Source organism: Gammaproteobacteria bacterium (assembly GCA_041395725.1).
Taxonomy (GTDB): domain Bacteria; phylum Pseudomonadota; class Gammaproteobacteria; order Pseudomonadales; family Pseudohongiellaceae; genus NORP240.
This window is the reverse complement of sequence record JAWKZW010000001.1, coordinates 4,983,194-4,997,410: the sequence shown is the minus strand read 5'-3', so window position 1 is coordinate 4,997,410 and position 14,217 is coordinate 4,983,194. Positions and strand designations below refer to the sequence as shown.

General features: G+C 57.7%; 14 protein-coding genes. 8 read left to right on the top strand and 6 right to left on the bottom strand.

The annotated features are described in order from the left end of the window. Positions 1–11: 11 nt before the first annotated feature. The 4 genes from R3F50_22025 to R3F50_22010 form a co-directional block, all read right to left on the bottom strand. Positions 12–1,769, bottom strand: coding sequence for an ABC transporter transmembrane domain-containing protein (locus tag R3F50_22025; protein MEZ5492965.1), 1,758 nt, complete (start codon positions 1,767–1,769; stop codon positions 12–14). A 37-nt stretch (positions 1,770–1,806) separates the two neighbouring features. Further along, positions 1,807–2,046: a hypothetical protein gene (locus tag R3F50_22020; GenBank protein MEZ5492964.1), complete on the bottom strand. Its 240-nt coding sequence runs from the start codon at positions 2,044–2,046 to the stop codon at positions 1,807–1,809. Positions 2,047–2,162: 116 nt separating this feature from the next. After that, positions 2,163–2,546 (bottom strand): VOC family protein, encoded by a 384-nt coding sequence (locus R3F50_22015; protein ID MEZ5492963.1) that lies wholly within the window; start codon positions 2,544–2,546, stop codon positions 2,163–2,165. A gap of 172 nt (positions 2,547–2,718) precedes the next feature. Then, entirely contained in the window at positions 2,719–3,174 is a 456-nt protein-coding gene (locus R3F50_22010; GenBank protein ID MEZ5492962.1) for a MaoC family dehydratase, read from the bottom strand. Positions 3,175–3,391: 217 nt separating this feature from the next. On the opposite strand from R3F50_22010, the gene R3F50_22005 reads away from it, so the two are divergent. Next, positions 3,392–4,330, top strand: coding sequence for an MBL fold metallo-hydrolase (locus R3F50_22005; GenBank protein ID MEZ5492961.1), 939 nt, complete (start codon positions 3,392–3,394; stop codon positions 4,328–4,330). A gap of 26 nt (positions 4,331–4,356) precedes the next feature. On the opposite strand, the gene R3F50_22000 is transcribed toward R3F50_22005, so the two are convergent. After that, positions 4,357–5,661, bottom strand: a complete 1,305-nt coding sequence (locus R3F50_22000) for a M20/M25/M40 family metallo-hydrolase (protein MEZ5492960.1) — start codon at positions 5,659–5,661, stop codon at positions 4,357–4,359. Between the two features lie 109 nt (positions 5,662–5,770). Here R3F50_22000 and R3F50_21995 point away from each other — a divergent pair, with 109 nt between their 5' ends. Both R3F50_21995 and R3F50_21990 read left to right on the top strand, forming a co-directional pair. Further along, positions 5,771–7,270 carry a helicase HerA-like domain-containing protein gene (locus R3F50_21995; protein ID MEZ5492959.1) on the top strand — a complete coding sequence of 500 codons (1,500 nt, stop codon included), beginning with the start codon at positions 5,771–5,773 and terminating at the stop codon, positions 7,268–7,270. A gap of 236 nt (positions 7,271–7,506) precedes the next feature. After that, entirely contained in the window at positions 7,507–8,475 is a 969-nt protein-coding gene (locus R3F50_21990) for a peptidyl-alpha-hydroxyglycine alpha-amidating lyase family protein (protein ID MEZ5492958.1), read from the top strand. Positions 8,476–8,627: 152 nt separating this feature from the next. Here the strand turns inward: R3F50_21990 and R3F50_21985 are convergent, their stop codons facing one another. Beyond that, positions 8,628–8,858, bottom strand: a complete 231-nt coding sequence (locus R3F50_21985) for a hypothetical protein (GenBank protein MEZ5492957.1) — start codon at positions 8,856–8,858, stop codon at positions 8,628–8,630. Positions 8,859–9,098: 240 nt separating this feature from the next. On the opposite strand from R3F50_21985, the gene R3F50_21980 reads away from it, so the two are divergent. The 5 genes from R3F50_21980 (at position 9,099) to R3F50_21960 (ending at position 14,058) form a co-directional block, all read left to right on the top strand. Then, a complete protein-coding gene (locus R3F50_21980) occupies positions 9,099–9,932 on the top strand; it encodes an HAD family acid phosphatase (protein MEZ5492956.1) in 834 nt (277 codons plus the stop codon). Between the two features lie 78 nt (positions 9,933–10,010). Further along, positions 10,011–10,787, top strand: a complete 777-nt coding sequence (locus R3F50_21975; protein MEZ5492955.1) for a serine protease — start codon at positions 10,011–10,013, stop codon at positions 10,785–10,787. Positions 10,788–10,933: 146 nt separating this feature from the next. Beyond that, positions 10,934–11,719, top strand: coding sequence for a transglutaminase family protein (locus R3F50_21970; GenBank protein MEZ5492954.1), 786 nt, complete (start codon positions 10,934–10,936; stop codon positions 11,717–11,719). Positions 11,720–12,091: 372 nt separating this feature from the next. Further along, positions 12,092–13,210 carry a DEAD/DEAH box helicase gene (locus tag R3F50_21965; protein ID MEZ5492953.1) on the top strand — a complete coding sequence of 373 codons (1,119 nt, stop codon included), beginning with the start codon at positions 12,092–12,094 and terminating at the stop codon, positions 13,208–13,210. A 191-nt stretch (positions 13,211–13,401) separates the two neighbouring features. Next, positions 13,402–14,058, top strand: a complete 657-nt coding sequence (locus tag R3F50_21960) for a histidine kinase (GenBank protein MEZ5492952.1) — start codon at positions 13,402–13,404, stop codon at positions 14,056–14,058. Positions 14,059–14,217 lie beyond the last annotated feature (159 nt).

Here is a 14,217-nt window from a genome sequence, read left to right as displayed (position 1 = left end):
TGATTGCAGCCTCAGGCGGCGCGGCCTTCGGAGAATTGCAGGCGGGCCAGCTTGGCGTAGAGAGGGCAGCTTGCCAGCAGTTCCCGGTGACTGCCCTGGTCGATCACTCTGCCGCTGTCCATCACTACAATACGATCGACATTCATGACCGTGGCCAGTCGGTGGGCGATGACCAGTGAGGTGCGATTCGCCATCAACTTCTCCAGGGCCATCTGAACCTTCCGTTCACTTTCGGCATCCAGTGCGCTGGTGGCCTCGTCCAGCAGCAGGATCTCGGGATCTTTGAGGATTGCCCTGGCGATGGCAATGCGCTGCCGCTGTCCACCGGACAGGCGAATGCCGGATTCTCCCAGATGGCTGTCATACCCCTCCGGCAGTTTGCGGATGAAGTCATCGGCAAAGGCTGCCTCGGCGGCGGCATAGACCTCTTCATTTGTGGCGTCCGGTCTGCCGTAGCGGATATTGTCCCAAACATTACCGGTAAACATGGTCGGTTGCTGGGAAACGATGGCAATATGGCGGCGCAGCTCCACAGGATCCAGGTCTCTTATATTGATGCCGTCAAGGCGAATGCTGCCGACTTGCGGATCATAGAAGCGCAGGATCAGGTCGAACAGAGTGGATTTGCCGGCCCCGGACGGGCCTACCAGCGCGACGCTTTCAGCGGGGTTGATAGTCAGGGTGACTTCGTCGAGGGCCGGGGTATCGGGTCGGGTCGGGTAGCAGAAGCGCACGGCGTCGACTTCCAGCAGGCCTTTGAAATCATCAGCCAGATGCTGCGGATGTTCCGGCGCGGTGATTTCGTTCTCGGCTTCCAGTAACTCCATCAACCGTTCCAGGGCGCCGGCGGCCCGCTGCAGTTCGCTGATCACCTGGCTGATGGCGCCCACGGCGGCAGCCACCAGCACGGCATAGGCGACGAACGCCGTCAACTCACCGGCGGACATGCGGCCGCTGATGACATCCTGCCCGCCTACCCAGATCATGGCGCCGAGAGCACCGAATACCAGGGTGGTGACCATGGCTATCAGCACCGAGCGCATCCAGATACGACTTTTCGCTACTACAAAGGCTTTCTCCACGTGTTCACTGAACAGGCGGTCGTCATGCTGCTGATGATTGAAGGCCTGCACGGTCTTTATCTGCAGAATACTTTCGCCCACGTAGGCCCCGACATTGGCAACCTCGTCCTGGCTGCTGCGGGAAAGGCGCCGCACCTTGCGGCCAAAATAGAGAATCGGGCCCACTACCAATGGAATGCAGACGAGTACCACGCTGGTCAGCCGGGGATTGGTAATAAACAGCAAGGCCACGCCGCCGATCAGCATCAGGAGATTGCGCAGGGCGATGGAGGCAGAGGAGCCAATCACCGATTGAATCAGCGTGGTGTCGGTGGTGATGCGGGAAGAAATTTCACCACTGAGGTTGGCTTCGAAATACCCCGGGTGGAGATCGATGATGTGGTTGAACACTGCTTTACGGATATCGGCGGTAACCCGCTCGCCCAGCCAGGATACCCAGTAGAAGCGGGTGAACGTGCCCACTGCCTGCAGGATCGCCACAATGATGAAGCCGGCCACCGCCGTGTTGAGAGAGCTTGTTGAGCCGGCTGCGAACCCGGTATCCACGATAATACGCACATACTGCACCAGGCCCAGGGTCAGTCCGGATGTCACCACCAGCGCCAGCAGGGCCAGGGCCATCTGCTTCTTGTACGGTGCTAGAAAAACGGCGGCTTTGCGGAGCAGTGTGGAGGTAGGAGTCTGCATGTCGGGGACTCTAGCAGGGTTGAAGGGATATTGGAATCTACTGTATGTAGACGCGCTGGTTGCGTCTGACAGAGTTGTAAGTCCAGCCTTCTACCCGGCTGGCATAGCCGTGGGGGCGATACCGCACACTGGCAACCCCCTCCGCGTCTGCACAGGTTTCAATGGCGGTCTCCTGGCGACTGGAGAGCCTGAGGTTGGCGCATTGCCGATCGCACACCAGATCGTAGAGAACGATGCGCAGTGTGCCACCGGGATTCACCGCGTACCAGGTGATCATGTCCGTGCCTTCGGGTAGCGGGGCAGCACAGCGGCTCAGAGCCAGCGTAGCGGCCAGTACCAGACAGTGTCCGGCACTGGGGCGTTTTCTGGCCAGGAGGGAATGCTTGATCTGGTTCAGCCCTTGATCCGATGCAGGGCGCAGAGCTTGTTGCCGTCCGGGTCGCGCAGGTAGGCCAGATACAGTTTGCCGGTTCTGCCTTCCCTGATGCCCGGCGGATCCTCGCAGGTGGTTCCGCCGTTGGCCAGGCCCGCGGCATGCCAGGCATCGGCTGCTTCAGTGCTGGCGGCACTGAATCCGATGGTGCTGCCATTACCGTGACAGGCAGGTTCCCCGTTGAGTGGGCGGGTGAGGGCAAAAATCCCCGCTTCGGTCAGGTAAAAACAGCGTCCCTTCTCATCAATCACCCCTGGCTTGTGGCCCAGTGCGCCCAGCGTGGCATCGTAGAAGGCCTTGGATTTCTCGACATCGTTGGCGCCGAGCATAATATGGCTGAACATTTTTGATCCTCAGGTTCGAAATCTGCAGTGTGTCAGGTGAACGCAGCTGTTTACCCTTGGTAAACAGGTATGGTCAGGACTATACCAACTTGCCTCAAACTATCAATCAATTGAATGGCTGAGAGAACTGCCGAGACTTCGGGTTAAAAAGGCCATGGACTATCAGTTCAGTTTAGCCCTGCCGGCGTCGGTACATCACGGTTGGCTTGAAGCTCATTACGACCTCATCGTGCTGGTTGATTACCTGGTTCTCCAGGAACAGCAGCCCCATATCCGGTCTTGAGCGGGATTCCCTGCGGTCAAGTACGGTGCTTTTGATTCGCAGGGTGTCACCGGGGAATACAGGCTTCAGCCAACGTAGCTCATCGAGGCCGGGAGAGCCTAATGACCCGGAACCCTCAGGCGGCATGTTGTCCACTATCATACGCATGGCCATGGCGCCGGTCTGCCAGCCTGAGGCACAGAGGCCGCCGAAGTGGGTTGCCCTGCCGGCTTCCTCGGACAGATGGAAAGGTTGCGGATCATAGCGACTGGCAAATGCGATGATTTCATCCCGCGTCACCGTGTAGTGGCCGAACTCGTCAGTGGAGCCAACTTCGAAATCCTCAAAAAAAGTCTTTTTATTCACGTCGATTTCCCTGGTTTGAATCGGCTTGCTCCTCAACCGGTTCAGTCTTGAGCCCCAAGCATGAACACTGACACGCAAGTTGATCAGTGGAGAGCGGACACCAGCCGGGCCTGGCCAGGCTGGCGGGTGTGCAACCCCGGCTGGAAATTTAAACTGTTCCTTTGCGCAGGCTCGGGCTAGAGTAGGAGGCGGTTCAACCAAGCCATTGGAGTACTCTATGAAAAATAATAACAGTATGAAAGCTGTTTCCAGCCTCACCCGGACCGTGTTCCAGCGCTGGAGACTGCGCCTGGGTATCCTGCCGATGGTCCTGTGCCTGGCGCCGGTTGCGGGACAGGCCCAGGATTTCGATGCGGTGCAGATTACCGTGACACCAGTGCGGGACGGGGTCTACATGCTGCAGGGCAGTGGCGGCAATATCGGCGTCTCTGTTGGTGATGACGGTGTCTTTCTTGTCGACGATCAATTCGCTCCCCTGACTGACAAGATAGTTAACGCCATCGCCGGGCTGAGCGACCGCGAGGTGGCATTCGTCGTCAATACCCATTTCCACTACGACCACACTGACGGTAACGAAAATTTCGGTCGTGCTGGTGCTTATATAGTTGCACAGGACAACGCCCGCCGGCGTATGGAGGCCACCCAGGTGCTGGCCAGCGGCCGGGTGCAGGAACCCTATGACCCGGTGGGGTTGCCCACAATCACCTTTTTCGACGCGATGCGCTTCTATTTCAACGGCAACGCCGTCGACCTGCTTAACACCGGTGACGGTCACACCGACGGGGACGTGCAGGTCTATTTTCGAGACAGCAACATCATGCACACCGGTGACATGTTCGTACGCTACGGTCTGCCGTTTATCGATCAGGCCAACGGTGGCACGCTGGACGGTATGATCGATGCTCTGTGGAAAATTGACGGGGTCATTAACGACGACACGATTCTGATTCCCGGCCATGGCCAGTTATCGAGTCGCGCCGACCTGCGCGCGTTTCGCGATATGCTGGTGGTGATCCGCGGCAATCTGGTGCGTGCCAAAGTGCAGGGGCTGACGCCGCAGCAAATGCTGGACAGTGCACCGGCTGCCGGTTACGCGCCGGCTAACGACAGTACCGCCGACTGGCTGCAGCGGGCCTACGCTGAGTACACTGACTGAAAAACCGGCGACTGACTGCTTACCGCTTACTGATAAAGGCGGTAGAGCAGCAGTGCCGCCCGTTTCGACTGATTCGGCAGGGCTGACAGCTGGCCGGTTTCATTGACCGTGTGTCCGGCTGAGCCGCTCATGCCAAGCCCGTCGATTGCCCGCTCTACCAGTCCGGCGGTGAACGATACATCCGCCGCGCCGGCCATCCGCGGATTGACGGCTGCCACTGATCCCAGTCCCAGATCGAGACTCACCCGGCTGTAAACATCCAGCAGCAATGCGTTGCCGTCGGTCGGCGCCAGGGGCGGATAACCGTCGCTGAAGCTGATAGTCGCGCTGGTATGGGGGAAGTTGTCCGCCACGATGGCGCGCATGGTAGCCCGTGCCCGCTCCAGCTGCTCCAGCGACACGGCGCGCAGGTCACCGGTTACCCGGGCATACTCGGCGACCACGTTGTTCTTGCCGAAGGCGGTCCCGCTGCTGCTGCCGTCATCGAAGCTTATATCCGTGCCGCCGATAATGCGGCCGGGATTGAAAGTCAGGTTTTCTTCCTGCTGCAGGTTCTGCAGGAACAGGGTGAGAATCCGGGCCGTTTCATAAATGGCACCGGGGCCGATGTCTTCCCGGAATACCTGGGAAGAATGGGCGGGTGTGCCAGTCACCTCCAGTGTCCAGCCGGAGGATCCACGCCGGGAGATATTGGCGGTGGCCGGGTTGCCGTCGCCGTTTTCAAAGCCCAGAGCGAAATCCGCCCACTCGGCCCCGTCGATAAGTGCCTTTTTGCTCAAGGTCAGCGGGTCGCCGCTCAGTTCCTCATCGCCGGTCAGCACCACCAGGATTTCCATCGGTGCCAGCGCGTCGGTTTCCCGCAGGGCTCCCAAGGCCTGCAGAATAATGACGATGCCACCTTTCATGTCGGCTATGCCGGGGCCGGTGGCATGGTCGGCATCAATCCGGGTGAAAGTCTGAAATGGACTGTCGGGTTCGAATACCGTATCCAGGTGGCCGATCAGCAGCAGCTTCGGTCCTTCACCGCCACCATGGTGTTCGGCAATCAGGTGACCCGCCCGCCCGAATGGCGCGCCGTCTTCCCAGCGGACGTCGAACCCCAGGGCTTCGAACTCCGTTTGAAACAGTTGCCCCACCTGCCGCACACCGTCGAAGTTCATGGTGCCGCTGTTGATGTTGATGCTGTCTATCAGCAGTTGTTCCGCGGCGTCATTGGTGTTGTCGATGTAGGCGATCATTGCCTGCTCAACACTATCTGGCTGAGCAAAACTGCCGAGGGACCAGCTGGTCAACAGCACCAGCAGAGCATGGGGTATTTTCAACTTGCGCATGAGTATTGCCTGTATAATTGCCCGGAGCGGAGCGCCAATTCTGCCGGATATCAGCAGACCAGTGCAAATCCGGAAGCGCAGCCTGTCAGTCGCGGAGAACGAAGAACCAATGAGCCAGCAGACTATCGATATCGGTTATGTGAAATCCTCTGACCCAGACCAGGCGGCGGTCAGGGCAATCCAGCTCAATCTGAAGCGGGCCAACCGGCATGGCCTGATAGCCGGCGCTACCGGCACCGGCAAAACGGTGACCCTGCAGGCCCTGGCGGAAAGCTTTTCCAACCAGGGGGTGCCGGTTTTTCTCTGTGACGTGAAGGGCGATGTATCAGGCATCAGCCAGCCCGGTAAGGTGCATCCAAAGATCACCGAGCGGCTCGAACTGCTTGGTTTGCCCACCGACGCATGGCAGGGTTGCCCGACCATCTTCTGGGATGTGTATGGCAAGGCAGGCCATCCGGTGCGGGCGACAATCACCGATATGGGTCCGCTGCTGCTGGCCCGTCTGCTTAACCTCAATGATACCCAGGAAGGCATCCTGAATATCGCCTTCGCCGTTGCCGACGATCAGGGCCTGTTGTTGCTGGATCTCAAAGATCTGCGGTCCATGCTGCAGCATGTGGGTGAGCGCGCCGCCGAACTTCGTACGCTTTATGGCAATGTGTCGGCCGCGTCCATCGGGGCGATTCAGCGACGTCTGCTGATGCTGGAACGCAGTGGCGCCAAACACTTTTTTGGGGAGCCGATGCTGGACCTCGGCGATCTGATGCGCCGGGACGCAGAGGGCAGGGGCTATGTCAACGTGCTGGTGGCTGACAAGCTTTACCAGGAACCGGATGTCTATGGGACGGTTCTGTTGTGGCTCCTGTCCGAGCTGTTTGAGAATCTGCCGGAGATCGGTGATCCGGAGAAACCCAGGCTGGTGCTGTTTTTTGATGAGGCACACCTGATGTTCAAGAACGCGCCCGCGGCCCTGGTGGATAAAGTCGAGCAGGTCGTGCGGCTGATTCGTTCCAAGGGCGTAGGGGTGTATTTCATTACGCAGAGCCCGGGTGATGTGCCGGATCGGGTGCTGGCGCAACTGGCGAATCGCTTCCAGCACGCCCTGCGGGCCTATACGCCTCGGGAGCAGAAAGCGGTGCGGGTTGCGGCGGAAACTTTTCGTGCCAATCCGGGGTTTTCGGTTCGGCAGGCGATCAGCGAGCTGGGAGTGGGGGAGGCGCTGGTTTCCACGCTGCAAGGCAATGGCGCGCCGTCCGTGGTAGAGCGCACTTTTATCAAGCCGCCGGTGTCCAGGATCGGGCCGGCCACCAGGGCCGAGAGACAGGCGGTTATTGCCGACAGTCCCTGCCTGGGAGTTTATGAGGAGTCGTTCGATCGCAGTTCTGCCTTCGAATTGCTGCAGCAGCGTGCCGAAGAAGCAGCCCGGGAGGCCGATCAGCATCGTCAGGTCCGCTCCAGGAAGCTGGGCACGCCCAGACCGGTCGCCCGTGGCCGGCAAAGACAGGGTCTGATGGAGGCTTTTGCTAAAAGTATGGTGCGCAGCATCGGCAGTCGGGCAGGGCGTTCCCTGGCGCGGGGTATTCTTGGCTCGATTTTCAAGGGCCGTTAGTGCGTCTTTCAGAGCCGCCGCGCAGGCGGTCACCCTTTGCCGGAACAGTATGCCGCACCTGCCAGTCTCCAGCGCCAGCCGTTAGCCTGATACCGGTGGCAGGTTCCGCTAATAAAAAGCCTGGTCCTGGCTCCGGGCTTTGTTACACTGTTTGACCTCTGCTTCAGTATTGCTGGACGATACGGTAACCAATCAGAGTTTCCAACCGAGTTTCCCCAGCCCACAGGAGAAAAACAATGAGAATAATTAACACATCCTGTCTGATATTGCTGGTGTTGGCCATGCCACTGACAGCACAGGCTCAACGCCCCAATCGCCAGCTATTTCCGCTGCAGGCCTACACGCTGACCGAGTACGTCCCCATCGAGTACGAGGAGGCGTTCGCCATGCCTGATGAGTTCGCGGGCGAATCCTATGCCGGGGTGGCGGTGAATAATCGCGGTAACCTGGTGGTCTTCAGTCGCGGCAGTACCCCGTTTCTGGAATTTGACGGTAACGGCGATTTTGTTCGTTCCTTTGGCCAGCAGGGTCTGTTCCGGAGGGCCCATGGGCTGCATATCACTGCGGATGACAGTATCTGGGCCACGGACGTCTCAGACCACCTGGTGATGAAACTTGACCGCGACGGCAATGTGTTGATGACCCTGGGAACCAGGGGACAGAACGGTGAGTGGAACGAGGCGGCCGGCGACCATCTGTTTGATCAGCCCAATGATGTAGCGATCGATTCGGCCGGCAATATTTACGTTGCCCAGGGGCACGGGCCGGGCGAGCCCCGGGTGCTGAAGTTCGGTCCGGACGGCACTTTTGTTACACAGTGGGGAAGCCGTGGCTACGACGCCGGCCAGTTTACCGTGGCGCACGCCATCGAAATTGATGAAGACGATATCGTGCATGTGGCGGACCGGGAGAACATGCGGATCCACCGGTTCGACACCGAGGGCAACCTGCTGGGGGTGTGGAATTTCGATGCCATGGTCTGTGCCATGTACCTGCACGATGATGGCCACCTTTACATCACTACCGGCTTCGATGGCCAGTTTGCCCGTCTGGCCAGTGACGGCACGGTGATGGGTGCCATAGGCAGGCCCGGCCGGGAAAACGGTCAGTTTGGCGAAGCCCATGCGCTGACCCTGGACCGGGAAGGCAACGCCTATATCTCTGATGTGATCAACCGGCGCATCCAGAAGTTCGCCAGGCAATAGGGCAGGGTAATGGGGTTCTGACCGGCTGCCACCAGATAGGGAGTTCAGAGCCGTCCCGGATAGGATTACGGATTTTGAGGGGAATCCGCTGGCCGGGAATAGAATAGAACTGCTTGGTTTTTAGAAAAATAGACCTGCCCCGATTTTTCAGGCTACATGTCAGTGGACCGGGTCAGGCCTACCAGCCGGTTGAGAATGGCCTGGAACTCTTCCTGACTCATGTCGATGTGCTCCACGACCCGACCATAGAGCATGATAGTGGGCACGTTGCGCCCCTGCAGTTCCTCCTGGGTTTTCTTCAGCACGTAAAGGATTGTCCGTTCCTTGCGGTTCAGGCCGTCGCGCACGTCAGGAAGAAGGTCGGTGATGTCGGGAGGCTGCATCTGAGTATTCGACCCGTCACGGGGATGATTCAGTCGAAGAGTGTAGTCGGGTCCCGACAGAATAACCAGATCGACGGAAAATGCGCTATAGTTTGCCTAAGGAGGCTCTGATTAATTACCAGGGCATTTGGTAACTAATCGGAGCTTCCCTGGAGCCCATGGGTTCCCATGGCAGGTTACCACAGCGCTTTGTGGTAAGTAATCTGAGATCCCCCAGGGTTTGTCAGCACAAGCGGAACAATGAGTGACATGCGTGCCATCTATTTATTTTTATCAGCAATTTTACTTCTCTTCGGTGTTCAGAGTCGGGCACAGGAATCGGGTGATGATCCGGCCGCAGTCAACAACCTGACCTACGCGGTAGCCTGGAAGCAAACCGCGGCCGAATACCGGGCTCTCTATCATCAGGGCTTCAATATTGCCAGGCTCCACGTTGCAGCCGCCATCGCCGGCCGCAGCCGGAGCGACAAGCCCCTGGCCGTCATCGCGGATGTCGACGACACTTTGCTGTTGTCCCATGCCTACTGGGGATTTCTGCTGGCGGCGGGGCAGGATTTTTTCGACGACAGTACCTGGGATCAGTGGGTGCGCTCGAATCGTGCTGCAGCGAGTCCTGGTGCGTTGGCATTTCTGCGCTACTGTGCCGAAAATGACGTCGAGGTGTTTTATGTCACCAGTCGCGACCAGGGCGATGATACTTACGCGCTGGCGCTGGACAACCTGGTCAGTGCCGGCTTTCCCTATGCGGATGCTGGACACCTGACTGTTTTGCGGGAGTCTTCCAACAAGGAAGTGATCCAGGATGAAATCCGCCAGACTCACGAGGTGGTGGTCATGCTGGGTGATAATCTGAACGATTTTTCCAGGCGCTACTACGTCACCGATGTCGACGAACGACTGGCACTGATGGAGCAGGACAGCTCACGCTTTGGCAGCCAGTACGTGCTGTTCCCCAATCCCACAGACGGGCATTGGATTCGTGCCATTTTCGGTGAGTCGGAGCCACCCGGATCGGCGGAGAACAGGGAAGTTATCAAAGCGGCGGCAACCAGGGACAGCTGGCCTGGCCTTTAGTTGCTGGTTAACCCGCCAGCTTACTTACACGGAGGCAGACAGCAAAATTAATTCACTCTACAGGCAAAAAACCAACTTATGAGCAATGAAATGGATCAAAGTGTATCCTCCCGGTCCATGGCGAGTGATTCCATTCTGCTCACTACGGCCAGAATCCTCACTTTCAAGCAGAGTCGTTCTCTGACTAACGCCACCGGGTTCTTTTTTGAAAACCAGGGGCGATTGTTCCTGGTAACGAGTCGGCATGTCGTGATTGATGAACCGAGTGGGCACCACCCGGATCGGATTGAGATAGAGCTGCACGATGACCCGGCAAACCTTGCCAAGTCGACAACCTACTCAATTCCGCTTTATCGCGATGGCAAGGGTATCTGGACCCAGGGCCGCGATTCATCTGGTGAGGTCGATGTCGCAGCTATCGAAATCGATCGGGCAAAAATGCCGGTTAATACCCATTACCGGGCGTTTACTCCCGAGCATCTGCCTGGCTCGCCGGGCGAGATAGAGGTGGGGTCTGCGATGCTGATTGTAGGGTTCCCCCTCGGCTTCCATGATGGTCTTCACCATCTGCCGGTGGTACGTCACGCCGTGATAGCCTCGTCGTTCGGGCTGCGCTTTCAGGGCGAGGGATTCTTTCTCACGGATGCGCGAACACACCGGGGTACCAGCGGTGCGCCGGTAGTTATGCGTATCAATTCCAGTGCCTCATCGGATGATCTTCCATGGCAATTATTGGGCATACACTCTGCCCGCATGGATCTGGGAACGCGGGATGTGGTGCTGGACGAGGCGCTGGGTCTCAATTGTGCCTGGTATTCCGATATTTTACTGACTCTTACCGAGCCTAAAGACTGACCGGATTCCTGTAAGCTCCGGTCATTGGGGCTGGTGTTCGGCGCAGCGGCTGAACTGGTGAGGCTTTTAGTGGTGTTTTGCTGAAGCAAGCACCTTTTCAGCCAGGTTCATGGATATTTTTTACTACATTCAAGCGGACGATAGACATGCTATTGCGTACCAGTTGTGAGCTGACTTTCGAGATACCCGAACCGACAGTTTTTGTGCTGATGTTGCGGCCGCGCAGTGGCTACCGGCAGTGGATCACGCAGGAGGAATACCGGCTTTCGCCCCGCGTTCCAATGTTTGAATTCACGGATGGCTTCGGCAACCTGTGTCAGCGGGTGGTTGCCCCGGTCGGTAACTTCTCAGTCTCAACCGCAGCGGAAGTGGATACGCCGGAAGTTCTCGAGGAGGCTCCGGGGGCACCGTTTATTGAAGTGCAGAACCTCCCTGATGCCGTATTGGGTTACCTACTTCCCAGCCGTTACTGTGAGTCGGACCGGTTCGGTCAGATGGCGTTCGACATTACTGGCGGTCAGCTGCTGGGATATGACCAGGTCGCAGCCATTGAGAGCTGGCTGCGCAGCTTTATACGCTATGAGCCAGGCAGCAGCAATTTCCCGATCTCCGCGGTCGAGGTCAATCTCAAACAGTCCGGTGTCTGCCGGGATCTTTCCCACCTTGGCATTGCCCTGTGTCGCGCCCTGACTATCCCGGCGCGACTGGTCGTCGGCTATCGATACGGCCTGGAGCCCATGGATCTGCACGCCTGGTTCGAGGCCTACGTTGGCGGGCACTGGTATACGTTTGATGCGACCCATGCGGAGCGCAAAGGGGGTTATGTCGCGATCGGCTACGGGCGCGATGCCGCCGATGTTGCTGTCTACAATCAGTATGGCCCGCCGGTCTATCCACTGGACCAGAGAGTCAGTGTCGTACTTGCGGACTGATACCCGGGTTTCCCTGCCGGCGCGAGAAAGTATAGGAGCTAACTCTGTAGATCTGTGTTACTATGCCGCCAAGATTGCGGACAAAGGCAATTTGTCTGTAATCGAGTGCATACTCCATAGCTAAAGGTCATTTTGCCTCGATCCTTTAATCGCGGTTCTCTGAGACTTACAGTCTTCGCCTGACTTCTGATTTTGCCGTCGCGATTCAGCGGTGTCGAATTCCGAACATTATCTATCGATTGCACACCCGTGCACCTGGTCGCGAGTTGGCCGGGCATCACACTTATTCGTAGCCAGCAATTGCCGCTTCCAGAACGGGAGTGAGCGCTGTCCTGTCTGCAAAATCATTACACACGTTTTTAAGAGAATCAGATGACTTTTACTACCCTCGGTTTATCCGAATCACTGCTGCGCGCTGTTGCGCACACAGGTTACACGACCCCGACACCAATCCAGGTTCAGGCCATACCGGCGATACTGACTGGTGGCGATGTCATGGCGGCTGCCCAGACCGGCACCGGCAAGACAGCAGGTTTTGTTTTACCCCTTCTGCAAAAACTGGGCTCTGGCCCAAGGCCCGGCGCCGGCCGGGCGCGGGCGCTGATCCTCACGCCCACGCGGGAACTGGCCGCTCAGGTGCATGAAAGTATTCTCACCTATGGGCAACACGAACAACTGAAGTCCGCCGTTGTGTTCGGTGGCGTCAATATCAACCCGCAGCTGCGGGTTCTGCGCCACGGCGTGGATGTGCTGGTTGCGACCCCGGGTCGTCTGCTGGACCTGTACCAGCAGAATGCCATCCGCTTTGACGATATCGAGGTACTGGTGCTGGATGAGGCCGACCGGATGCTGGACATGGGCTTTATCCGGGATATTCGAAAGATACTCAAGCTTATTCCCAGTCGCCGCCAGAACCTGATGTTTTCTGCCACGTTCTCCAAGGAGATTCGCCAGCTGGCCGGCTCGATCTGCCGCAATCCTATCGAGATTGATGTGGCGCCACGCAATTCAACCGTGGAAGCCATTACACAGAAACTGTGCTGGGTTGAGAAGGAGCACAAGGCTGACCTTCTGGCAGACCTGATCATGGATACCCGCGAGCAGGTGCTGGTTTTCAGCCGTACCAAGCACGGTGCCAACAAACTGGTGAAACGCCTGGCCCGGGACTCGATCTCTGCCACCGCGATACATGGCAACAAGAGTCAGGCTCAGCGCACCAGGGCACTGGATGAATTCAAGCGCAATAAGGTACAGGTGCTGGTGGCTACCGACATCGCTGCGCGGGGAATCGATATAGAGCTGTTGACCCTGGTGGTGAATTTTGATCTGCCTCAGGTGCCGGAAGACTATGTGCATCGTATCGGTCGTACCGGCCGTGCCGGGGCCAGCGGTCAGGCTATTTCCCTGGTTTCCAGCGATGAGAGAAAACAGCTGAGGGCGATCGAGTCGCTGATCAAGCGCAAAATCGAACCACTCATTACAAAACACTGACTTTCCAGAGAATCGTTCGCGGACCCGTCACATCGGGTCCCTGGGCATTCAATTCCGAAGGATCGGATCGACGTAGCGCCCTGGTCAATGCTCTGTGCAGGACCAGGCCTGGCGTCGGATTGCTGATTACCGGTGCCGATTGATGGTCTATTGCAGGCGACCTTCTGTGCCCCTTTCCCAAGAGGTGAGCCTTGTCCGCACTACGCTATCGCTATCAGACCATGGAATTTGGTGCACATGACATTCACTTTCGTTCCCTGAGGGATCGCATGCAGTTCAGCGATGACCTGGGGGAGGCAGAGCTGTTGGGGATCTCGTCGGCCAGTTGGCCGATCGCCGGTATGGTCTGGCCCTCCGAAGAAGTACTGGCCCGCCTGATGGCGGATTACCCGATGGAAAACCGGCGTATCCTCGAAGTAGGTTGTGGAATCGGGCTTGCCAGCCTGGTACTCAATGAGCGCCTGGCTGACATATCCGCGACGGATATTCACCCGACCAGCGGCGACAACCTGCAACATAATACCCAGCTGAACAACGGCCGGCATATTCCATTCTTTCGTACTGCCTGGGAAGACACGCCTGGCAGGCATCTCGGTTTATTTGATCTGATCATCGGCAGTGATCTGCTGTATGAACGCCAGCATGCGAAATGCCTGACCCTGTTTCTCCAGCAAACGACCAAGCCTAACTGTGAATTCATCCTGATCGATGCCAATCGGGGGCATAGCGCAAAGTTCAGGTTCCGCATGCAGGAGTTGGGGTTCGTCTGCACTCGCCTGGATGACATTCTGCCGGTTACCGAGCCGGGAAAATACAAAGGCAGCATCTTCCGATTCCGCCGTAATTAGCTTGCAGGCTGTTGAAAAACTGTTGCGCATTGTGAATGCTGCGTTAAAAACCGGGTCAGAATGCTCACTGAACTGCACTGATTCGCCAGTGTTTAATTCGTCTATGCTGCACTCATAACGTTTTCAACAGCCTGTGACTCCGGCATTATTGCCGCGCAT

Bases quoted from the DNA above. Each gene is read 5' to 3' on its own strand.
- R3F50_21970 (MEZ5492954.1), top strand. From the start codon at position 10,934: ATGCTATTGCGTACCAGTTGTGAGCTGACTTTCGAGATACCCGAACCG.
- R3F50_21965 (MEZ5492953.1), top strand. From the start codon at position 12,092: ATGACTTTTACTACCCTCGGTTTATCCGAATCACTGCTGCGCGCTGTT.
- R3F50_22000 (MEZ5492960.1), bottom strand. From the start codon at position 5,661: ATGCGCAAGTTGAAAATACCCCATGCTCTGCTGGTGCTGTTGACCAGC.
- R3F50_22005 (MEZ5492961.1), top strand. From the start codon at position 3,392: ATGAAAAATAATAACAGTATGAAAGCTGTTTCCAGCCTCACCCGGACC.
- R3F50_22015 (MEZ5492963.1), bottom strand. From the start codon at position 2,546: ATGTTCAGCCATATTATGCTCGGCGCCAACGATGTCGAGAAATCCAAG.
- R3F50_21975 (MEZ5492955.1), top strand. From the start codon at position 10,011: ATGAGCAATGAAATGGATCAAAGTGTATCCTCCCGGTCCATGGCGAGT.
- R3F50_22020 (MEZ5492964.1), bottom strand. From the start codon at position 2,046: ATGATCACCTGGTACGCGGTGAATCCCGGTGGCACACTGCGCATCGTT.
- R3F50_21985 (MEZ5492957.1), bottom strand. From the start codon at position 8,858: ATGCAGCCTCCCGACATCACCGACCTTCTTCCTGACGTGCGCGACGGC.
- R3F50_21980 (MEZ5492956.1), top strand. From the start codon at position 9,099: ATGAGTGACATGCGTGCCATCTATTTATTTTTATCAGCAATTTTACTT.
- R3F50_21995 (MEZ5492959.1), top strand. From the start codon at position 5,771: ATGAGCCAGCAGACTATCGATATCGGTTATGTGAAATCCTCTGACCCA.
- R3F50_22025 (MEZ5492965.1), bottom strand. From the start codon at position 1,769: ATGCAGACTCCTACCTCCACACTGCTCCGCAAAGCCGCCGTTTTTCTA.
- R3F50_21990 (MEZ5492958.1), top strand. From the start codon at position 7,507: ATGAGAATAATTAACACATCCTGTCTGATATTGCTGGTGTTGGCCATG.